The organism is Maribellus luteus (assembly GCF_003576475.1).
GTDB lineage: Bacteria > Bacteroidota > Bacteroidia > Bacteroidales > Prolixibacteraceae > Draconibacterium > Draconibacterium luteum.
The window spans coordinates 1-542 of the sequence record NZ_QWGR01000233.1 but is presented as its reverse complement, the minus strand read 5'-3'; the positions used below and the strand labels follow the sequence as shown (position 1 = coordinate 542).

General features: G+C 57.9%; 1 protein-coding gene. It reads left to right on the top strand.

Annotation, left to right across the window (positions count from 1 at the left end; genetic code table 11):
- On the top strand, nt 1-542 hold a 542-nt coding region (locus tag D1614_RS28720), incomplete at both ends, for an acyl-CoA dehydrogenase family protein (protein ID WP_206610201.1).

Here is a 542-nt window from a genome sequence, read left to right as displayed (position 1 = left end):
GGAACATGCTGGCAGGCATCGTGTCGTCCGATGATGATGCGGATGGTGTGGAATACCGGATCTTCTTGCTGAAGCAGTCTGACTACAAGATTCTCGACACATGGAGTTCGACCGGCCTCAAGGGGACTGGATCCAACGATGTCGAAGCCAAGGATGTATTTGTCCCGGATTACATGACCCTTGCGGTCAGGGACGTTGGTGGTGGAGCGACACCTGGAAGCGGAGTGAATCCCGGTGCGCTTTACGCCTTGCCAGTCTTTTCACTGTTTCCGTTCGTTCTCTCGGGAGCAGCCCTGGGTAATGCCCAGGCCTGTCTTGATGACTACGTCGGGATCGCCAAGCATCGCGCCTCGACCTACAACCGCGCGAAACTCGGTGATCTGCAGACAACACAGATCAAGATCGCTGAGGCGTCTGCAAAGGTTGACGCAGCGCGTCTGATCATGCGCCGGACCTGCATTGAGGCGATGTCCGACGCCCGTCGCGGCGTCGTCCCCGACCTTTCAGAGAAAACCAGATACCGGCGCGACGGCGCATATGCG